The organism is Streptomyces cahuitamycinicus (genome assembly GCF_002891435.1).
GTDB classification, from domain to species: domain Bacteria; phylum Actinomycetota; class Actinomycetes; order Streptomycetales; family Streptomycetaceae; genus Streptomyces; species Streptomyces cahuitamycinicus.
Map to the genome: position 1 here is coordinate 1 of NZ_POUC01000114.1, position 20,596 is coordinate 20,596.

The 20,596-nt window shown below is 68.2% G+C and carries 17 protein-coding genes and 4 pseudogenes; 16 read left to right on the plus strand and 5 right to left on the minus strand.

The annotated features are described in order from the left end of the window. Positions 1 to 150: pseudogene (locus tag C1J00_RS17470) on the minus strand (IS5/IS1182 family transposase); the annotation flags it as partial. Next, positions 144 to 398 (minus strand): hypothetical protein, encoded by a 255-nt coding sequence (locus C1J00_RS45305; protein ID WP_180989581.1) that lies wholly within the window; start codon positions 396 to 398, stop codon positions 144 to 146. The pseudogene C1J00_RS17470 and the gene C1J00_RS45305, both read right to left, overlap by 7 nt. Positions 399 to 1,076: 678 nt before the next feature. Here C1J00_RS45305 and C1J00_RS17485 point away from each other — a divergent pair. Beyond that, a pseudogene (locus C1J00_RS17485) lies at positions 1,077 to 1,541 on the plus strand (IS5 family transposase); the annotation flags it as partial. 8 nt (positions 1,542 to 1,549) lie between these two features. Here the strand turns inward: C1J00_RS17485 and C1J00_RS17490 are convergent. After that, a pseudogene (locus C1J00_RS17490) lies at positions 1,550 to 1,801 on the minus strand (transposase); the annotation flags it as partial. Between the two features lie 415 nt (positions 1,802 to 2,216). On the opposite strand from C1J00_RS17490, the gene C1J00_RS17495 reads away from it, so the two are divergent. The 8 genes from C1J00_RS17495 to C1J00_RS17530 all read left to right on the plus strand — a co-directional run bounded on the left by C1J00_RS17495 (position 2,217) and on the right by C1J00_RS17530 (position 11,682). Further along, positions 2,217 to 3,719, plus strand: coding sequence for a Dyp-type peroxidase (locus C1J00_RS17495; protein WP_102910009.1), 1,503 nt, complete (start codon positions 2,217 to 2,219; stop codon positions 3,717 to 3,719). Further along, positions 3,716 to 5,176 carry an FAD-binding oxidoreductase gene (locus C1J00_RS17500; protein ID WP_146046202.1) on the plus strand — a complete coding sequence of 487 codons (1,461 nt, stop codon included), beginning with the start codon at positions 3,716 to 3,718 and terminating at the stop codon, positions 5,174 to 5,176. The genes C1J00_RS17495 and C1J00_RS17500 overlap by 4 nt, the downstream gene beginning before the upstream one ends. A 51-nt stretch (positions 5,177 to 5,227) precedes the next feature. Next, entirely contained in the window at positions 5,228 to 5,716 is a 489-nt protein-coding gene (locus C1J00_RS17505) for a hypothetical protein (protein ID WP_102910011.1), read from the plus strand. A 15-nt stretch (positions 5,717 to 5,731) separates the two neighbouring features. Beyond that, on the plus strand, positions 5,732 to 7,705 hold the full coding sequence (locus C1J00_RS17510; protein ID WP_102910012.1) for a GMC family oxidoreductase: 1,974 nt from the start codon (positions 5,732 to 5,734) through the stop codon (positions 7,703 to 7,705). Further along, positions 7,702 to 8,877 (plus strand): ferritin-like domain-containing protein, encoded by a 1,176-nt coding sequence (locus C1J00_RS17515; protein ID WP_180989582.1) that lies wholly within the window; start codon positions 7,702 to 7,704, stop codon positions 8,875 to 8,877. Before C1J00_RS17510 ends, C1J00_RS17515 begins: the two co-directional genes overlap by 4 nt. Further along, the gene (locus tag C1J00_RS17520) at positions 8,874 to 9,227 is read left to right on the plus strand and encodes a putative quinol monooxygenase (RefSeq protein WP_102910014.1); all 354 of its coding nucleotides are present in this window, start codon (positions 8,874 to 8,876) and stop codon (positions 9,225 to 9,227) included. Before C1J00_RS17515 ends, C1J00_RS17520 begins: the two co-directional genes overlap by 4 nt. A gap of 84 nt (positions 9,228 to 9,311) precedes the next feature. Continuing rightward, a protein-coding gene (locus C1J00_RS17525) for an IS3 family transposase (protein ID WP_102910015.1) occupies positions 9,312 to 10,513 on the plus strand; the annotation gives its coding sequence in 2 pieces (ribosomal slippage) (positions 9,312 to 9,603 and positions 9,603 to 10,513; 1,203 coding nt in all). A gap of 53 nt (positions 10,514 to 10,566) precedes the next feature. Next, positions 10,567 to 11,682: an AbiJ-related protein gene (locus tag C1J00_RS17530; RefSeq protein ID WP_245936381.1), complete on the plus strand. Its 1,116-nt coding sequence runs from the start codon at positions 10,567 to 10,569 to the stop codon at positions 11,680 to 11,682. 598 nt (positions 11,683 to 12,280) lie between these two features. On the opposite strand, the gene C1J00_RS17535 is transcribed toward C1J00_RS17530, so the two are convergent. Continuing rightward, a complete protein-coding gene (locus C1J00_RS17535) occupies positions 12,281 to 13,219 on the minus strand; it encodes a LysR family transcriptional regulator (RefSeq protein ID WP_102910016.1) in 939 nt (312 codons plus the stop codon). 81 nt (positions 13,220 to 13,300) lie between these two features. Between C1J00_RS17535 and C1J00_RS17540 the strand changes: the two genes are divergently transcribed. The 7 genes and pseudogenes from C1J00_RS17540 (at position 13,301) to C1J00_RS17565 (ending at position 19,177) form a co-directional block, all read left to right on the plus strand. Continuing rightward, entirely contained in the window at positions 13,301 to 14,317 is a 1,017-nt protein-coding gene (locus tag C1J00_RS17540; protein WP_102910017.1) for a DMT family transporter, read from the plus strand. A 99-nt stretch (positions 14,318 to 14,416) separates the two neighbouring features. Then, positions 14,417 to 15,016, plus strand: coding sequence for a TetR/AcrR family transcriptional regulator (locus C1J00_RS17545; RefSeq protein WP_102910018.1), 600 nt, complete (start codon positions 14,417 to 14,419; stop codon positions 15,014 to 15,016). Then, on the plus strand, positions 15,013 to 15,996 hold the full coding sequence (locus C1J00_RS17550) for a GNAT family N-acetyltransferase (protein ID WP_102910019.1): 984 nt from the start codon (positions 15,013 to 15,015) through the stop codon (positions 15,994 to 15,996). Before C1J00_RS17545 ends, C1J00_RS17550 begins: the two co-directional genes overlap by 4 nt. Continuing rightward, positions 15,993 to 16,655, plus strand: a pseudogene (locus C1J00_RS48095) (MFS transporter); the annotation flags it as partial. The gene C1J00_RS17550 and the pseudogene C1J00_RS48095, both read left to right, overlap by 4 nt. A gap of 322 nt (positions 16,656 to 16,977) precedes the next feature. Continuing rightward, positions 16,978 to 17,265 carry an MFS transporter gene (locus C1J00_RS48100; RefSeq protein ID WP_369333486.1) on the plus strand — a complete coding sequence of 96 codons (288 nt, stop codon included), beginning with the start codon at positions 16,978 to 16,980 and terminating at the stop codon, positions 17,263 to 17,265. Between the two features lie 437 nt (positions 17,266 to 17,702). Then, on the plus strand, positions 17,703 to 18,518 hold the full coding sequence (locus C1J00_RS17560; RefSeq protein WP_102910021.1) for an AraC family transcriptional regulator: 816 nt from the start codon (positions 17,703 to 17,705) through the stop codon (positions 18,516 to 18,518). A gap of 38 nt (positions 18,519 to 18,556) precedes the next feature. After that, positions 18,557 to 19,177 carry a LysE family transporter gene (locus C1J00_RS17565; RefSeq protein ID WP_102910022.1) on the plus strand — a complete coding sequence of 207 codons (621 nt, stop codon included), beginning with the start codon at positions 18,557 to 18,559 and terminating at the stop codon, positions 19,175 to 19,177. Positions 19,178 to 19,460: 283 nt separating this feature from the next. Here the strand turns inward: C1J00_RS17565 and C1J00_RS48555 are convergent. Then, the coding region (locus C1J00_RS48555) for a CU044_5270 family protein (protein WP_342751717.1) at positions 19,461 to 20,596 on the minus strand (1,136 nt) is incomplete at its 5' end.

Genomic DNA, 20,596 nt, shown 5'->3' on the forward strand with positions numbered 1-20,596 from the left:
GAGCTTGCGCCAGCGGGTGTTGCGGGCTTGGCGGTGCTCGTACAGCAGCCAGGCGACATGCTCGACGAGCTCATGCGGGACGTCGAGCGTGGCAGGATACGGAACCAACAGGGCCCCTTCGGTCACCGGTGTGTTGAGTGGAATCACCACACCAACGACGAGGGGCCCTGCCTCGTCACCACACCCGCTGACCAGCCCATTTCACCCTCCAGCACAGGATGAAAGAGGCTCAATGACCGGACGGCGTCGGTGACCTGCTCGGCGGCCTGCCGTATGCCGCCGCGCTCCCGCGACATCGTGGCCTCCGCCGGCTCGCTGAGGCCCACGCGCTTGCGCATGCCAAGGCTGCGACCGTGCATCCCGATGCTGCCTGCCAGTGCCGGGCGCAGCGGTGCCACCGGTCCTGGCCCTGCGGCATGATCCGGCCGTGGGGCCGGTGTGGACGGTCGCCGAAGTCTGCTCTCAGTGTGCCCCGTTGAAGCCTCACACCCGGGTCATGGCCCAGGGTGGGTCCCGCTGGCAGCCCGCTGTGAAACCGGCCGCCGCAGAGCCAACGCCGAAAGCCCCGGTTGTCGCAGCTGCATGGCGCCCTCGTCGGGCGGCGGAGAAGGGCACATGGCGCCTTCCAGGGGTGGCAATTACTGCACCGGTACGTCGGGGATTGCGGCGCGGCCGCTCGGTGACTGTCACCCGTTCGTGTGTCCGGGTGGGCGCTGCCGCCAGCCGGCGTGCAGGCTCAGGGATACCTCTTGTCTGCCTGCAGGGCCGGAACGAAAGGACTCCTTATGGCGGTCCGTGACAAAGTTCGCACTATTGGACACAGCGGTCTCGAAGTGCTTGACGTTGCCGTGTCCAGGCAGTGCACGGTCGAGATCAAGGAACCCCGCGATACCCTCACTCTCAGTCGGCGCCTGAATGGTGTGAAGCTGGATGTGGTGGACGACGCCAACTTCACAGGGCTCAAGTTCGGGCAGACCATTCCTTGGGGCAGCATCCGGGCTTCCGGGCCTGAAGGGCTGCGGATCTCCTACCGAGTGAGGACTGGGCGGGATGTGACGGGAGCCCCGGAGTTCTAAAAAGGGGGCGAACACACAGGTCCGAGCCCCGTGGACCGGGGCAAGCCGGGTTCCGAAATGCACATCCTGTCGGACGCGAACGGACTGCCCCTCCTCGTCGGCATCTCGGCCGGCAACACCCACGACAGCGAAGGGCTCAAGCCCATGGTCGAGGGTCACCAAACGAGACACGACCCCCACAACGGCCGCTACTTCAAGCCCCAGCGCCTCCACGCCGACAAAGCCTACGACTGCGCCGACCCGCGCAGATGGCTCAGATGGAAGCGCATCGGAGTCCGCATCGCCCGCAAAGGCATCGAATCCAGCGAACGATTAGGGCGACGCCGCTGGGTCATCGAGCGGACGATGTCCTGGCTGTCCGGCTACCGACGCTTGAGCCCCCGCTACGAACGCAATCCCCGCAACTACCTCGGACTCGCCGCCGCCCTCTGCTGCTACAAGCGACTCGTCCGCCTCACCACGTAGGACACGGTCTTAGTCCTGACGTGGGCGGTGTCGAGAGCGACGCGGGTGACGTCGAGGAGGCCGGCGTCGTCGAGCCGGTGCAGCACGGCCTCATGCAGTCGACCCCAACACCGGCTCTCGACCAGATCAGGAACCTGCGGTGGGCCGTCGACTTGGATATCCCGAAGCAGGGGAGCGGTTGGCGCCAGGCGCAGCCGCTGACCAGGACATAGACGATCGCCGCGAACAGTCTCATCAGGGGTGTCCTGCGTTCCGCCGCCCACGCCTTCTGCACCCTCCAACGGCTGGCGCGAGACCCAAAAGACGCGGCGCAGGTCTGAGCCTCTACCGAGTCGTCCGCGAACTGCAGACTCTCCTCGCCGCCTGGGCCGGCACCTGCTTCACCTGTCACCGCGACATACCCACCGATACGAAGCTGACCAAGCGCTACTAGTCCGGGCGGGTGAACGCTTTCGAGGCGCGCGCGTCGCCTCGCGATGGTCATTCATACAGGCCATCGACCATCCATGCCGATCGCATATGCCAAAGGTATGGATGTGAACATGATTGAATGCGTCCCATTTAGTGTGAATGAGAGGTATGGCAATCGATCTGAAGCAAACTGCCATCGATCCCGATATCGAGATCGATCCGACGCGGAACACAGTGGGGGCTCTACAGGATGCCCTGAAAGACATGCAGGGCAACATTCTCAAGAGCCACGGGCGCGACCACAGCAGCCATCTGCTCATCACCTTCGACACCGAAACCCCCGAGCACCGGCGCAAGGCCCGGGAATTCCTGTCAGGCCTGGTCGAGTCCAACCTCATCACCACGGCCCTGCAGCAGTGGGAGGAGGCGAAGGCCTACCGGGACGTGCAGGCGACCATTCACGGCAATGGCGCGATCACGGACAAGGACGTCGCCGCGCTGCTCCTCTCTGCCAGTTCGGTCTTCGTCGGCGTCATGGTCTCGGCCGAGGGCTACCGGGCCCTCAAGCTGGACACTCGGTACATGCCCGACGACCCGTCCTTCCTCGCCGGGGCCAAGGCGCGAGTGGACGTCCTCCAGGACCCACCGGTGGAGGACTGGGAGGACAACTTCACGGTCCCCCTGCACGCCCTCGTCATCGTCGCCGACGACGTCGCGGACCGTCTGGAATCCGTCGTGACACAGCTCAAGGAGCTGCTCCAGGGCTTCTGTCTGAGGGTCGGCGAGGAGACCGGCACCGCCATGCGGCTGAAGGCGGACGGCGAGGAGGACCCCTCCGCCCCCGTCCGCGAGCACTTCGGCTTCGTCGACGGGGTCAGCCAGCCGCTGTTCTACGCCCGCGACATCGACAACGCCCGGACCCGGCGTGGCGGCATCGACCGGTACGACCCGAGCGCCCCGCTCGACCAGGTGCTGGTCAAGGACCCGGGGGGCAAGGACACCGGCTACGGCTCGTACTTCGTGTACCGCAAGCTGGAGCAGAACGTGGAGGGCTTCCGCGACGACGAAATGGCCCTCGCGAAGAAGATCGCCGAATTCGCCCACCCGAAGACGCCCACCCCCACGCCCGAGGACATCGCCCTGGCCGGCGCCTACATGGTCGGCCGGTTCCAGGACGGCACCCCTGTGGTGGAGCGCGGGGTCGCGGGCCTGGGGTCCCTGCCGAACAACTTCACCTTCGACGCCGACCCGGACGGCGTCCGCTGTCCCTTCCAGGCGCACGTCCGCAAGTCCAACCCGCGGGGCGACAAGCAGCGTCAGTTCGGACAACCCCTCACCCAGGAGCGGACCGTGCGGATCGTCCGCCGGGCGATCAGCTACGGCAAGGTGACCCTGCAACCGGGCCCGGACGACAAGGTCGGGCTGCTGTTCCTGTGCGCGCAGAGCAGCATCGCCGACCAGTTCGAGTTCATCCAGAATCAGTGGGCTAACAACCGGAACTTCCTGCGCGAGCACAGCGGCCTCGACCCCGTGATCGGTCAGATCCAGCAGGACCAGCCGGACGACGACACGCTCGCCGGGCACTGGCCCAAGCTCTACGGCTCCCGCAACGAGCTGGACTTCTCGACCAACCCGCCGTCGGTGGTGGGCCACACCTTCGCCCTACGGCTCCTCGGCCCGTGGGTGACCATGAAGGGCGGCGAGTACTTCTTCGTTCCGAGCCTGAGCGCCCTGCGGGCCTACGGCGAAGTGCAGGAGGCGTCGTGACCGGCCTCCATACCGCCGTCAACGCCCTCGCCCGCCGCCTGAGCGGCTACGTCTGCGAGCCCGGCAGCCCCGCGTACGACGAGGTCGTCGCCATCGACAACGGCCGTACCCGCACGCCGCCGGCCCTGGTCATCCGCGCCAACGCGACCGCCGACATCCGCCAGGCCATCCTCTTCGCCCAGGACACCAAGCTGCCCATGACGGTGCGCGGCGGCGGACACAGCGCCGCCGGGTACTGCCTCAACCGGGGCGGGATCGTCCTGGACCTCGGCCTGATGAAGGGGATCCGGCTGGACACGGACCAGCAGCGGCTGACCGTGCAGATGGGCGCCACTTGGAACGACGTCTACGGATACGTCGCCCGCGGCGCCGCCCCGCTGATCCCGGTCGGCGGCGGCTGTCTCACCGTGGGACTGCCCGGGTTCCTCCAGGGCGGCGGCTACAGCTTCGTCTCCCGTTCCTACGGGCTCGGCTGCGACAACGTCACCGAGATCAAGCTCGTCGACGCCGCCGGCACCCTGCGCACCCTGACCGCCGACGCCACGGACGAGCGGGACAAGGACCTGTTCTGGGCGTGCCGGGGCGGGGGCGGCGGCAACTTCGGGGTCGCCGTCGAGATGACCCTGCAACTGCACACCCCGGCGGCGGCCACAGTGCTCGGCGGCCAGATCTCCTACCCGCTGGAGCGCGCCGAGGAGGTGATCGCGGCCTACGACGCCTGGACGAAGAAGCTTCCCGACGCGATGGCGGCCTACGGGTACGCTGGCCTCCAGCCCGACCCCGCCGAGCCCACCCGTCGCATTCCCGCGTTCCGGATTACGCCGGTGTACAACGGCGCCTACGCCGACGGCATCGACCTGCTCCAGCCGATGCTCAGGCTCAACCCCTTCGACGTACAGCTGCACTCGGTGCCGCTCCCGGCGCTGGAGATGGCCATCGGCCGCTCCACCCTGGTCGGCGACCGGCTGGCGTACATCCGCTCGGGGATGATCGGCGACCCGGGCTGGACCGAGGACATGGTCAAGGCCGTCCAGCATGCGATGGCCACCGCGCCCTCGCCCGACAGCTTCGTGGTATGGACCCATGGCCAGGGCAAGGTCCTCAAACCGGACTGCCCCGACCTGGGCGCCTACCCGCACCGCGACAAGCGCTTCATCTTCGAGCTCAAGTCCATCTGGAACGCCCCGGCCGACACCCGGGCCAACGTCGAATGGGCGTACGACTTCGGTGAGGCGCTGAGCTCGCAGTTCCACGGCGCCTACGTCAACTACATCGACCCGCTCCAGAAGGGCTGGGCCAAGGCCTACTACGGCGACAACCTGGAACGGCTCCAGAAGATCAAGAAGGAAGCCGACCCCACGGGTTTCTTCCGCTTCCAGCAGTCCGTCGACTCCGCCTTCGAGCCGGACGTCTCCCGCCCGCTGGACCTCAGCCCCCTCAACCGGACGCTCGTCTGACCCACCCCAGCACACCCGCACCCTCCGACACGACCGCACGGGAGCACCCGTATGGGCAACAGCACACCCCCCACCCCGAAACAGATCTTCGCCGAGCTCTCCGTCGAGCTCACCGGCTTCGACCGGGCGGAGCTTGCCGGCACCGGCATGATCGACACGTACTACGACACGCTGCTGCGGATGATCGGCGAACGCGAGGCCGGTCAGCTGCTGCGGTTCGCCTCCGAGGCGCTGGACAAGGACCGCACGGAGAAGATGAACGGCACGGCCTTCAGGCCCGCGGTGATCGACAGCCCGCGTTTCGGCCCCGTCGCCGTCAGCCTCATCAAGCTCTGGTACCTCGGCATGTGGTATCCGCTCCCCGCCGTCTACCGCGACCTGTTCGGATCGACCGCGGACGACGTCGGGCACGTCGTCTCCGGCCAGGGCTACCGCGAGGGCCTGGTCTGGGTCGCCGCCGGAGCCCACCCGATGGGCGGCAAGCCGCCGGGCCACGGCTCCTGGGCCGAACCGCCGTCCTTGCTGAACCCGACCCCGTGAACCCGAGGTAGAACCATGAGCAACCCCGACTACGACCTGGTCATCGTCGGCGGCGGCATCTCCGGGGCCGCCATCGCCAAGACGGTCGTCGAGCAGTCCGCCAAGAACAAGAAGTTCCCCCGCATCCTGATCCTGGAGGCCGGCCGGGCCACGGCCCTGAGCGCCGACAAGTACGACACCTACGTGGAGGCGTACCACGAGGCGCTCATCAAGGTCCCCAACTCTCCGTATCCCGCGAGCGCTTCGGCGCCGCAGCCGGATGTGCTGGACATCAGGCCGCTCAAGGACGCACACGGAAAGCCGAAGATCGGCGACCAGGGGTACTTCGTCCAGAAGGGCCCGATGCCCTTCGGCAGCGACTACGCCCGCTCGCTCGGCGGCACCACCCTGCACTGGCTGGGCACCACCCTGCGGATGCTGCCCAACGACTTCCGGATGAACGAGACGTACGGCCGGGGCGTCGACTGGCCGATCCGCTACGAGGACCTGAAGCCGTACTACGAGCGCGCCGAGTGGGACGTCATCGGCGTCGCGGCGGACGTGGACCACCAGTACTACCCGGGCATCGAGGACGACGACCCCAAGAAGTACTTCCGGAGCAAGAACCTGGAGAAGTTCAAGAACGGGGTCTACCACTTCCCCATGGAGGAGATCCCCTCCAGCTACCTCGACCAGTACCTGGCCAAGCACGTGGACGGCATGACGATCACGCTGCCCGGTATGGACCGGGACGAACCGGACCACGAGTTCACGATCCGGATCAGCAACACCCCGGTCGCCCGCAACTCCACCCCTACCACGCCGGACTACAAGGTCGTCGGCGCCGCCGGGAACGCCGACCGGGGCCAGCGCTGCGAGGGAAACTCCAGCTGTATCCCGATCTGCCCCGTGCAGGCCAAGTACAACGCGCTCAAGACGCTGTACGAGCTGATCGTCAGGTATCCCTACCAGCTGAAGGAGGGGGAGAAGGAAGGGCAGCGGGCCAGGGTCGACATTCGCAGCCAGTGCGTCGCCACGGAGGTGATGCACGACGACGGGAAGGTCACTGGCCTCACGTACAAGACGTACTACGACGACGGCTTCAAGCCGACGGACCACACGGTGACCGCCCGCACCTACGTCCTCGCCGCCAACGCCATCGAGAACGCCACCCTGCTGCTCGCATCCAACAACGCCGCCAACCGGAGCGACCAGGTCGGCAGGAACCTGATGGACCACCCGCTGCTGCTCACCTGGGGCCTGCTCCCGGAGAATGTCGGCGCCTACCGAGGTCCCGGGTCCACCTCCGGCATCCCCTCGTTCCGCGACGGCGACTTCCGTGACGCACGCACGGCCTTCCGCGTGGAGATCGGCAACTGGGGCTGGAACTTCCCGGAGAACACCCCGTACACCACCGTCCTCGACCTGGTCGGCGGCGGCGAGGACGGCAAGGCGCAGTTCTACGGCAAGGCGCTGCGCAAGCGGCTCGGCGAGATCCTGCCCCGCCAGTTCCGGATCGCCTGGGAGCTGGAGCAGGACCCCGAGGCACGCAACCGGGTCACCATCGACGACCGGTACAGGGACGCGTTGAACAAGTACCGGCCGGTCATCGAGTACGACCTTTCGGACTACGTGAAGGCGTCGCTCCCCTGGGCGGCGGAGGCGAGCAGGCAGTTGTTCGCGCAGCTCGGTATGGCGGAGAAACGCCGGCGCCCCACGTACGAGACGGGCGACTACAGCCACTACGACGCCGACGACGCCTCAGTGGTGCAGTACGAGGGCGAGACCTACTGCGTGCGCGGCGCGGGGCACGTCGTGGGCACCCACCGGATGGGCGACGACCCGACAACCTCGGTCGTCGACAGCCACCAGCGCAGCCACGACCTGCCCAACCTGTTCATCGCCGGCTGCGGCAGCATGCCGACGCTGGGCACCTCCAACCCGACGCTCACCATGACCGCCCTGGCACTCCGCACGGGCGACAAGATCGCCGAGGAGCTGAGCAAGTGACCACGCGGACCCCGGAACCGATCAAGGACCTCACGGAGCTCAAGGCGGCCCTGCAACTGGCCGTCGGCCTGGAGCTCAGCACCATCCCCGTCTACCTCACCGCCCTGTACTCCATCAAGGACGGCACCAACACGGACGCGGCGCAGACCATCCGCAGCGTGGTCATGGAGGAGATGCTCCACATGGCGCTCGCGGCCAACGTCCTCAACTCCCTCGGCGAGAGACCGAGCGTCCGCCCCGTCACCTTCCGGGGCAACCAGGTGAGCCCGGTCCCCGTGTACCCGTACACCAGCCCCCTGGTCTCGGGCATCGGGGAGCTCGCCCTGCGCCCGCTCTCGACCGAGGCCGTTGACAGCTTCGTCAGGATCGAGCACCCCTACCACGGTGAGACCGACCCGGCCAAGATCAAGTGCCCCAAGGGCGGCTACCCCACCATCGGCATGTTCTACGACGCGATCAAGGCAGCGCTGGAGAGCACGAAGATCTGCAAGGACTCGGACTTCACAGGCGCCCGCCAGGTGAAGGCCACCGAGTACTACGGCGGCGCCGGCGAACTCATCGAGGTGACGGACCGCAAGACCGCCCTGGCGGCGATCAACAAGATCGTGGACCAGGGCGAGGGCCTGCCGATCGAACGCATGAAGCAGCAGGCCAAGACGGTCACCGACGAGGACAAGCTCGGCTACGGCTGGCAGATGTACTCCCACTACGCCCGCTTCCGCGAGCTCCAGACCGGCCGCCGCTTCCGCAGCACGCAGACGGCCGGGGAGACCCCGGCGGGCTCGCTGCTGCTGGTCGACTACGACGCCGTCCAGCCCGCACAGTTCGTCAAGCTGAACGGCGACATCACGGGCGGCCCCGAGGGCGCCGCGCTCAACGAGTTCGACCTGGCGTACACGCGACTCGTCGACGACGTCTACCTCGCCTTCTCGGGCGCGGAGAAGAAGGTCGAGAACAAGCTTGAACCCAGCGGCAAGCAGTCCAAGGATCCCCTGCCGCTCGCCGTCCACGGCATGTACGCGCTGAAGAACAGGGCCGTCGCCCTGATGCGCACCCCGATCCCGAGCAGCCCGAAGCACACGCTGTGCCCCCGGTTTCACTACGCGGCGACCGAGGACGACCGCAAGAAGCTGCGGGACACGGCCCAGCAGATGAGAGGACAGAGCCGGTGATCTCCATCGTCACGAAGTGGTGGCACGTCGAGGGCAAGCGTGAGGAGGCCATCACCGCACTCAAGGAACTGGTGACGCAGACCCAGAAGTACGAGCCCGACACATGGATGTACTGCCTGCACACCTCCATCGTCGAGGGCTCCAAGCCCCCGCCCGCCGAGAACGACATTATCTTCCTTGGGGCCTGGAAGGACCGTCAGGCCTTCGACGACCACCGGACCGGGCCGGTCTTCACGAAGTGGCTCGACCAGCACCTCGACCTGTTCGTCCAGAACGACGGCAAGCTCTACGTCAGCGCGGAGTTCGCCGACCGTTTCGCCGGCTTCGTCCGCCCGGAGGCCGTCGGCTGAGTCCCCTGTGCGGCCCCGGGGCCTTGACCCTTGATCCTGGACACGCGAGACACTGGATCCTGAGGATCTGAGGACGGACATCTCGTGGTCATGAAGAACTATCCGCCGCAGTTCAAGGCGGACGCGGTCGCGCTGTATGGGTCGCGGCCCGAGGCGACGATCAGGCAGGTCGCCGCCGATTTGGGGATCAACCCCGAGACCCTGCGGAACTGGGTCCGAGTGGCCGGTGCGAGCCGGCCCCGGGGACGCCGGGCGGAGGTGCCTGCCGAGCCGCCGACGCCGTTGGAGGCGGAGAACGCCGCTCTGCGGAAGAAGGTCCGTGAGCTGGAGGAAGAGCGCGAGATCCTGCGGAAGGCGGCGAAGTATTTCGCCGGGGAGACGCGCTGGTGAACCGCTTCCAGTTCGTCGCCGACCATCAGCGCCGTTACGGCGTGAAGCGGCTGTGCACCATCGTGGGCATCGCCCGCTCCAGCTTCTGTTACTGGCGTCGGACGGCCGCGGACCGGGCCGTCCGGCAGGCGGCCGACGCCCGCCTCGCCGCCCGGATACGGGCTGTGCACCACGAGTCGGACGGCACCTACGGCGTTCCCGGGATCACGGCCGAGCTCCGCGAGGCGGGCGAGCGCGTCAACCACAAGCGGATCGCGCGGTTGATGCGGGCCGCCGGTCTGGCGGGCGTGCGCTTGCGCCGCAGGCACCGCACCACGGTCGCGGACCCGGCCGCGGCGAAGGCCCCGGATCTCATCGGCCGCGACTTCACCGCGCGTGAACCGAATACGAAGTACGTCGGCGACATCACCTATCTCCCGCTGGACGGCGGGAAGTTCCTGTATTTGGCCACCGTCATCGACCTCGCCTCACGCCGCCTGGCCGGCTGGGCGATCGCGGACCACCTGCGCACCGGCCTCGTCATCGAGGCCCTGTCCGCCGCCGAACGGACTCGCGGCAGCCTCTCCGGGGCGGTCATACACACCGATCACGGAGCCCAGTACACCAGCCGGGCCTTCGCCGACGCCTGCCGCCAGACCGGCGTCCGCCAGTCCATGAGCGCGATCGGCAGCTCGGCGGACAACGCGCTCGCCGAGTCCTTCAACGCGACGTTCAAACGGGAGACTCTTCAGGGCCGAAAGCACTGGTCCAGCGAACGCGAGGCCCGTCTCGACGCGTTCCGCTGGCTGCACCGCTACAACACCCGACGCCGTCATTGTCACCTCGGACAACGGAGTCCCATCGCCTACGAGGCGGCACTCGACACAACATCAACTACCCTGGCCCAAGCCGCATAGCCCGTGTCCAAGATTCCGGGTCAAGGCCCGTTCTGTGGCTCGGCCGCCACCATGTGCAGATCCCGAGCCGGACCAGGCGCGAGCTGGCCAGAGACTTCGGTCTGTCGGACCACCTCGGCTACCCGGACCGCTTCATGGGCCTGCTGGGCCGACTGTGGCACCTGGACAACGATCCACTCGGCGGGTGGACCACCACTACCAACAGCCTGCGCAACCAGATCGAGCGCCACGTGATCCGGTTCCCGGACGACTGGACGACCGAGCACTTCTTCGAGCAGCTCGGTGCCTTCGAAGCACCGTACCCCCGCTTCGGGCACTTCCTTGAGGGCCTGGCATCCGCTGTAGTCCTGCCCGACGAGCCGGTGCAGCGCCGCTTCGTCGAACTGGCCAACCGGCACCTGAACCCAGCGGGCGCCCAGCTGAGCCAGCACGGAGAAGCAGACGGCTACCCTCAGTTCCAGCTTGTAGAGCACGGCCGTGGCACCGCCCGCCGACCGCGCAACCTCATCTTCGCCACCCTGGGAAAGCCCGACATCCGATTCACCAGCGCCCTCGACAACGACATCGAGGTAGCCGAACGCGACGACAAGGTGCCGGTCTACGACCACCCCGTCGGCAAAGAGGGACTGCTCTGGAAACACCTCCTGTCCTGGTGGCAGGAAACCCGGAAAATCCCTGACCAGGAGCAGGCGGCGCGGGCCCTCTACAGCCCCACGGAGGCTTCCCTGCCACCAAACTCCCCAGGGCTGAAGAATCTGTTCTGGCACTACCACCACGCCAACCGGGACCGCTTGAACGACGTGCCCGCCCTCCTACCGGAGATCTGGCTGCACTGGGACCCCAAGACCCTCCGCGAACGTGGCGCACACGCCATGCAGAACCTGCGGATGGACTTCCTCATGCTGCTCCCGGGAAACCGGCGCGTGGTGCTGGAAGTCGACGGCATGCAGCACTACACCCGGAACGGCGGCACCGAGCCCGACAGTGCGAAGTACGCCGCCACCATGGCCGGTGACCGCACCCTGAAGTTTCGCGGCTACGAGGTGTTCCGGTTCGGCCACGACGAACTCAGCGATCGCGACCACGCTCAGCCCCTGCTTGCCAACTTCTTCGCGACGCTCCTTGACTGCCCACCCGGCTCGCGAGTGCCGCAGTCAGCCGGAGGCTGATCTGGGCTTCGCTGTTCTGGTCAAGGCGCCTCTCGGCCCTCCAGGCCGCACCTGTTCAACCGGGCCGCTACCGTCGCCTTCAGCCCGAGCCCGTCACCGTGTGACGCCGCCGCTCACTCGGCCATGAACTCCAAACACTTCGCGGTGTGGAGTTTGTTCGGGTCTTCGAACTTGAGCGGGGTCTGGTCTCGGGTGTCCTGCCGCACCGTCACTGACGGTCAGCGGAAGGGGAGTTGGGCCCTGGACGCAGGAAGCCCGTGGTCGTAAGCGATCATGAATGTTCTCTACGCAGCTTGATCACCTGGACACACGGGCTTTGACAACAATACGACGTTGCTGCTCGACCTGGACGGCCTGCCCGTGGCCAAGGTCGAGCGGCTCGCGGACGGCACCCGGCGCACGATCTCGTCGATCAGGGAACCCGAGTGGGTGGAGCCGTCATCGGTGACTACGCTGAGCACGGGCGGGCCTTCCCGACCCGCGCTGCGAACGCGGGCCTACTCGGAGACCTTCAGAGGATCATTCGGGAAGGTACGCCCTTGGCGTTCGACCCGAGGCTGATCCACAGGTTCCGAGCATTGCTCCTCAGCGTCCGCATTCACTCACCGTGGTCGTCGGCACCTGGCTGGACCTCGTCGTCCCGGATCTGGATTACTGCGGCGGCGCGGTGCAGCTCGGCGAGAACCGTGCGGACGGCATTGCGGGCGATGCGTTCGGGACGGTGCAGTACGTCGATGTGGCGGTGGGTGTGTACACCGCTGAGCGGTTTGAGGACGACCGCGGGGTGGGGACGCGCCGTCCAACGCGGCATGAGTGCCAAACCGCCGCCGGCTGCCACGACCTCGGCGACCACGGAGAATTCATTGACGCGGTGGACGATGTCGGGTCGGCGGTTCGCGGCAGTGGCGATGGCCTCGATGGTGGCCAGCAGCGGGAATCCGTCGTGCACGGTGATCCAGGGCTGATCGGCCACGTCCTGCGGGGACAGCTGGCGCCGTGCGGCCAACGGGTGGTCGATGGGTACCGCGATGTCGAGCGGTTCGCGCAGCAGCGTGGTGGCGGTCACGGTGCGCGGCCATGCCGGAGCGTGGTCGAGCCGGTGGGCGAGCACGAGGTCGTAGTCGCGGGTGAGGCGGGGGAAGTGGTTCTGGGCTACGTCCTCGTCGGCGAGCGCCAGGCGGGGGCGGCCCGGGCCGGTGAGGCCGCGCAGCAGAAGAGGGAAGAACGTGGCCGCTCCACTGTGGAAGGCGGCCACCGAGACGACGCCGTCGGGCTGTTCGACGTAGTCGGTGACGGCGTTCCGTGCTCGTGCCAGGGCGGTCTCCACCTCGATCGCGGCGTCGGCCAGCGCCTGTCCGGCCTCGGTGAGTACCACCCGGCGTCCCGCGCGCTCGGTCAGCGGCACGGGGATCGAGCGTTGCAGCAGCCGCAGTTGCTGCGAGACCGCCGAGGGCGTCACCAGCAGAGCTTCGGCGACCGCGGTGACGCTGCCGAGCTCTCTCAGTTCCCGCAGGATCCGCAATTGTCGTGCGTCCACCTCAATAGTGTAGGGCTGCTACAGCGTAGTTTCAGAGGTTGGCACTGGGCTTCAGTTTCCTGGTCGGGCAGCGTGTGGCGCATGCGTGATGCCCGCCGTACCGACCTGATACTTCTCCTCGTTGCGATCGTCTGGGGTTCCAGCTACCTGTCGGCGAAGACGGCCACCGCCGTTCTGCCGGTCCTCGTGGTGCTGTTCGCCCGGTATGCCATCTCGGCGATCGCCTGCCTCGCTCTAGTCGCCTCCCGTGGGGCGTCCCGACGCTGGACCCGCCCCGAGCTCCGCGTGGGGGCGCTGCTGGGCGTCACGCAGGCGGCGGTCCTGGTGCTGGAGACGTACGGGGTGGCACATACCAGCGCCGCCAACGCGGGCCTGATCATCAGCCTGACCATCGTGCTGACGCCGCTGCTGGACCGCACGGGTGGCAGCGGCAGGCTGCCTCTGACGTTCTTCGCGGCTGCCGGTCTGTGCGTCCTGGCCGTGGGGTTCCTTCTGTCCGGCACCGGACTGCACACCGTGAGGACCGGCGACCTGCTGATGCTCGCCGCCGCAGCGGTGCGTGCCGGACACGTCGCGCTCGTCGGTCGACTCTCCGTGGGCCGCACTCTGCGCCCGCTGCACCTCACGGCCGTCCAGTCCCTCGTCGGCTCCGCACTCTTTCTGGCACCCGCCGCGTCCAACCTGGGGACGCTGGCGCACAGCGATGCCATGACCTGGGCTCAGCTCGCTTATCTGGCTCTGTTCTGCAGCCTCTTCGCCTTCCTGGCGCAGACATGGGCGGTGCAGCGGACGTCAGCCAGCCGGGCCAGCCTCCTGCTGGGCACCGAACCGGTCTGGGCGGTCACGGTGGGAATCGGCCTCGGCGGCGAAAGGCTCACCGTCCTGTCTGCCCTCGGTGCGTCGCTCATGGTCGCCGGAACCTATTGGGGTCAGGCCATCGAGCGCGCCCACCGCACCGGGCCGGCGCGGGACACCGCAGTCCTCATGACTGCCGACCCACCCCACGGCGCCCACCACAGCGGCGCCGCGGCAGAGCCCGTCCATTCACAGAATGGAGCGGTGGTCGCGCCTTCAGGACACAAGCTGACGAAGACGTGACCACGGTTCCCGCCCGCCAGACAAAACCGCCGAGGAAGACCCGCCCGTGGTAACGTATCAGCCGTTACGCAACAGCTGTTATGTAAAAAGGTCGGGCGGATGCCGAGACAGGTGGACCACGAAGAGCGGCGGGAGGCGATCTCCCAAGCTGTATGGCATGTCGTCTCGGACAGCGGACTGGAGGGCCTGACCCTGCGCGCGGTCGCCGCCGCAGCGGGCTGCACCACGGGAATGGTCACGCACTACTTCGCCGACAAGAAAGCGCTCTTGGCCCATGCCCGCACCGAGATGCACCGTCGGATGGCGGCGCGCATCGACACCCTTCCCGTCGGCGAGAACGCCCGCGACACGCTGTGCGCCGTGGCCGAGCAGGCCCTGCCCCTGGACGCCGAGCGGCATCTGGAGGCCGCCGTCTGGTCCCAGTTCCTCCTCAGCACCCGAAACGACCCCGCACTGCTCGCCGAGCACATCCGCAGTCACGCCTCCTGGATTAGCCGCCTGACTGGTCTGGTGCAGGCCGCCTGCCTCGACCGCCCGGAACCAGCCGACCTCCAAATCCGGGTACGCGGCCTCGTCGCCTGTCTGGACGGGCTCGCCCTGAACGCCGTGACCGACCCGGACGCCTATCCGCCCGACCTCCAGCGGCGCGTCCTGGAAACCCAGCTCGACCTGATCCTCGAACGGAACGGAAGCCTGTGACCTCGCCCGACCTCATCATCACCGCCGTGACAGCCGACGACCCGAGGATCGAGCAGCTGGTACGCGACCTCGACGCCGACCTCACGGCGCGTTACCCGGACGAGCCGTGCACCGGCGGCGCCCACATCAGCCCCGGGATCCGCTTCCTGCTCGCCGAAGCCGACGGCCGGCCGGTCGGCTGCTGCGCCGTGCAGCCCTTCCCGTTCCCGGACAGCGCCGCCGAACTGAAGCGCATGTACGTCACGCCAGAGGCGCGCGGCCGGGGCATAGCCGCTCACCTCCTGGCCGAGGCCGAGCGCACCGCCACCGCCCTCGGCCACACCGAGATGCGCCTGGAGACGGCCGTCCACCAGCCCGAGGCCATCGCGCTGTACACCCGCGCCGACTACACCCTCATCCCCAACTATCCGCCCTACCAGCACAAGACGCTCAGCCGCTGCTACGCCAAGCCGCTGGCGCTGCCCGAAGCGGGGCCGGAGGACCGGGAGGAGATCACGGCCTTCCTCGCGGGCCAGGGGCTCTCGCCCCAGGACGTCCTGGCTCCCGGCACTCGTTACTGGCTCACCAGGGATGCAGCGGGGCCAGCCACGACCGTGGGCCTGGAGCGGCAGGGTCACTGCGTGCTGCTGCGCAGCGTCGCGGTCCGCCCCGATCTTCGGGGGTGCGGAGCCGCGCGGCGGCTGGCGCGGCGCGTTCTCACGGAAGCGGCCGCACAGGGCGGGCATACGGCGTACTTGTTCTCCACAGTCGCCGGACCGGTGTGGGAACGGCTGGGTTTTTGGCCGGTGCCGGTCTCCGAAGCTGCCGAGGCCCTGTCCGATGCGCCCCATGTCCGTCGGTACCGGGCGACCGGAACTCTGACCGACGAAGCCGCATGGCGCCATGACCTCGTCGATGTCACAACGGGCAACCTGCCGCCCATGAGTGCTGACCACTCCGCCGCCGATGCCCCGCACACTGCTGCGGCCACCGGTAGATGAGACAGGCCGCTTCCGGGCTGCCGCGCCCTTTCTGGTGGTTGTGGGCGAGCATTCTGATCGGCCGCCTCGGCTCCTTCGTCGCCCCTTTCCTGATCCTGTATCTGACGGCGGAACGCGGCTACTCGGCGAGCTTCGCCGGACTGGTCGCGGCGCTCTTCGGAGCGGGCGGCGCGGCTGCCTCTGTGGTGGGCGGCATGCTGGCCGACCGAGTGGGGCGGCGGACCACTCTTCTGGTCGCGCAGGTGACGGCGGCCGGGCTGACCGCAGTCCTGGGTTTCGCTGACCAGCCCCTGCTGATCGCTGTACTCGGGTGCGCGGCCGGCGCGGCGAGCGGCGCCTCCCGCCCGGTGGTGCAGACGGTCATGGCGGACCTGGTTCCTCCAGCAGACCGGATGCGGGCGTTCTCTCTGTATTACTGGGCCGTCAACATCGGCTTCGGCGTCGCTGCGGCAAGCGCCGGATTCATCTCCTCCCACGGATACCGGTGGCTGTTCCTCATCGAGGCGGCAGCGACGCTGCTCTCCGCTCTCGTGATCGCCGTCAGACTTCCGGAGACCATGACCAACCCGGCGGACACCGAAAGGGAAGCGGACACCGAAAGGGAAAGGGGCGATGGGAAGAGCGCCGGATTTCGGACGGTGCTGCGGGACAGGCCGTTCCTGGCAGCCGTGGGCCTGTCCTTCCTCCTGATCGTGGTGTTCCAGCAGGCGACTGCCGGACTGCCGGTGGCCATGGACCGCGACGGCCTCACCCCGGCCCAGTACGGGCTGGTGATCAGTCTGAACGGCATCCTCATCGTCGCCCTGCAACTGCCGCTCGGCCGCAGACTCGACGGCTCGAACCCGGGCCGTCTGCTCGTCCTGGCCTCGCTGCTGTGCGGAGGCGGCTTCGGCCTCAACGCCCTCGCCGGAGACGCGGCCGTGTACGCAATACGCCGTCGTGGTGTGGACGCTGGGGGAGATCGTGCACTCGCCGGTGAACATGGGCCTGATCGCACGGTTCTCGACAAGCACTGCCCGAGGCCGCTACCAGGGCATCCACGCGCTGTCCTGGGCCATTGCCACCATGGCCGCGCCCCTGTGCGCCGGCATCGTCATCGACCGTTTCGGCCCCGACACCTTGTGGGCCGCCTGCACGGTTCTCAGTGTCTGCGCCGCTGTCGGCTACTGGGCCCTGCTGCTACGAGGGCCAGACCGTCACCGGCACGCACCACACCCCGGCATCCCGACCGTGCGGCCCCGGCGTGCCCCGCGGCACCCGCCCTGCTAGACGCCGCCTCACAACCCACCGACACCTCGCACCACATCCCCGGACGAGTGACAGCGTGAGCCGCAGCCCGAATCACCGTCGCCGACCTCTGCACCAGCGGGTCGGGCCTGGACACCGGCGTCGACGGCGCCAACGCCATCGACGCCTTCAACTCCGGCAAGGTGCAATGATGTACAACAGCAGCGGCGCGGCCGCCAACCGTCAAGAACGGCGCCACCCTTCTTGTACACGGTCAAGCCCTACCCCCTCTCCGGCCCCAAGTCCGCCTCCGGGCCCCTCATCGGCGGCTCGGCCCTGTGGGTCGGCGGGCCCGGCCACAGCGGCGCCGAGCAGGTCGCCTCCCGTTGTATCGATCAGCGGGCCTGCGCGAACGAACAGAGTTCCTACTGTTTCTCCCCCTGTCCGGCCACGTTAGCGTCGTGTCGTAGCCTCTGTGCATGCAGGTCATGGAGTCGGGCGGAGGTCAGCTGGCGGTAGTGCGTCCCCCGTCGGGCGGGTTCCCGCGGCACAGCCACGACGAGTACGTGATCAGCGTCAACCTCTGCGGCCTCGAGCGGGTCCGGCTGGATCGCACCTCGTTCGACGTGGGCCTGGACGAATTCACCGTTTACAACCCCGGCCAGGTCCAGTCGTGCACCACCCAGGTCCCGCCCGAGATGTCCTTCGCGGCCGTGAGCTGGTACGTCCCGGCAACGGTGGTGGAATCGCTGACCGGCGATGCCGCAGTCGACTTCGAACGGCCCGTCGTCCGTTCTCCGCACCTACACGCCGAGTTCCTCGCTGCCGCCAGGGCATTCCGCAAGCTGGCACCGGAGGGACACCCTTCGCCCGCCGAATCCGCTGCTCTGGTTCAGGAGCGATTGGTGCTGGTGCTGTCGCGGCTGCTCGACCTGGCCGCAGGACGGCGCGCGCGTGCTCCAGAGCCCGCTGACGCCCGGATCGCCGCGGTGCTTGACCGGCTCCGCACCGACCTGTCCGGCGCGCCCCGACTGGCCGAGCTGGCCGACGAGGCAGGCATGTCCCGGGAGCATCTGATCCGGACGTTCACCCGCGCCACCGGCGCCCCGCCCTACGCCTGGCACCTGTCGGCCCGGCTGGCCGAGGGGCGGCGTCGGCTGCGTAGAGGCGAGCCCGTCGCCGACGTCGCGCACGGGCTCGGCTTCGCCGACCAGGCGCATTTCCACCGCCACTTCACCGCGGCGTACGCCATCACGCCGGGCCGGTACCGTCGGCTGTCCCAGATCAACATCTGACAAGACCGGACGGCCCGACCCCACGCACAGTGGCTGCCATGTTCGAGATCTTCATGGTGGCTATGTGGTTGGGGCTGGTGTTCAACGCGACACCAGGCGCGGTGTTCAGCGAGTCCCTGCGACGCGGGATACGGGGCGGGTTCCGCCCGGCCTTCGCGGTCCAGGTCGGCTCGCTTGTGGGCGATGCCGTCTGGGCGGTGCTCGGCCTGGCAGGCGTGGGGGCGCTGTTCGCGGTGCCTGCCTTGCGCGTGCCACTCACGGTGACCGGGTGCTTGCTGCTGGCCTGGTTGGGGGCAGCGGGCCTACGCGACGCACTCGCGCGGAAGGTGCCCGGTCCGACGGCGGAGCCGTACGACAAACAGGACCGCAAGGCCATGGCTGTGGGAGCGGGCATGTCGCTGGCGAACCCATGGAACGTCGTCTACTGGTCGGGGGCAGCCGGTGGGGTGGGCGCCATCCTGGGCTCGGGCGGCACGACGACGCTGGGCGTCTTCTTCGCCGGGTTCATGGCCTCCTCAATGCTGTGGTGCCTGATCTCGGCGGGGGTCATCGTGGTGCTACGCAGGGCGCTGCCGTCAGTGGCCATACGTGTGCTCGAAGCCTGCTGCGGTGTCTCGCTCCTGGTCTTCGCGATTCTTCAACTGTGCCGGCTCATGTGACGAGCGGTGCGCTGGGAGATGTGACGGACCGTGCGGCTACGATCCGTTCCGGTCTGCCCGGGTGTGAGAAGCCGTCGATCAACGGGAGAGTGAGGAACTCGGCCTGTACGAGGTCGAGGACCTGCTCGAAAAAGCCCTCCAGGACCCCACCTGGAAACGCTGCGGCCACACTGTACGCGGCCGGGACGGCTGCCGGCCTGTAGCAGCACAGGTCTCCCAGTGATCAACGCGGCGGACCCCGGGCCGTCGGCCCGGGGTCCGCCGCTCAGCAAGCCCGGCAGGATCAGCGAGCCGTCTCCACATCCAACTCGTCGACCGGAACGGAGCGCAGGTCGGCCGGCGGGTCGCTGTAGTCGGTGTTGAACGGCGGTGCCTGGTTGGTCCACTTCATCGTGAACGTCGTGTAGCTCAGCAGGTCGCCCTTTTTTCTGCCGTCGCCGCTGCGGGTGGACACCATCTCTTGACCGAGGGGCATGCCCGTCGACTTGTCGAAGATCAGGCGGCGTTCGGTGCCGGGCGCGTACTCGGCGGTGAGGGCGACGGCGTAGCCGGTGCGGCCGGCGTGGTCCTTGACGTCGCCGAGGGAGCGCACGCCGGGCTCTGCGGCGAGGAGGCGGTAGGCCGCGGCGCGCAGGGCCGGAGTGGACGGCAGGGTCGTGGCGAGCTGGACGGCGTCCTCGACGACGATCCGGTCGAGGGTCCATTCGGGGCCGTTGTAGTGCTTGTCGACCAGTTCGAAGAGGCGCTTGCGGAGGGCCTTGGCATCGGTGGGCAGCGTGGGTAGGAGGCGCAGGGGAACTTCCCCCATCGGCATGCTGTCCGCGATTCCGCCGGGGGCGTCGTGTGCGATCTCGCCCTTGCCGGCGTAGGTGACGATCTCCCCGGTCACGTCCCTCATGTCCCACGACATGGGGGACCCGTCCGCCTTCCACGCCGCCTCGTCGGCTTCCGTCGCCGGACGGGCGCCTACGTCCAGCGACTGCGACCAGTACCTGTTCTTGGCGGCGGCCGTCCACCACCGCACCTCTTGGCGGATGTCGATGCTGTAGTTCTTGCCGGGCACCTTCTGGCGGTCGGCGAGCGTTTCCACCACGTACCAGTACTTGCCGGAGGCGGCCGGTTGCCGCTCGACGTGGGACGCGGCAGCGAGAAGGACCTGGCTGCCCGAGCCCAACGTCGCGGAGGGCGCGGGTCCCGGCCGCTCCGGCGCGGTGTCGGTCATCACCACAGCCGCCACCACCGACGCCGTGGCCAGGGCGAGACCCGACAGGAGAGGGCGGCGCACCCTCGCGCTGCGGGTGGCGGCGCGAGCCCTGCGCGTCGTGCGCGGAAGGCTCATGAGCGTTGCGAGCTCCTCCTGCCGAACCTGCGAGGGTGTGGGGCTGTCTCTTATGCACATCTGACGCTGCCGACGAACTC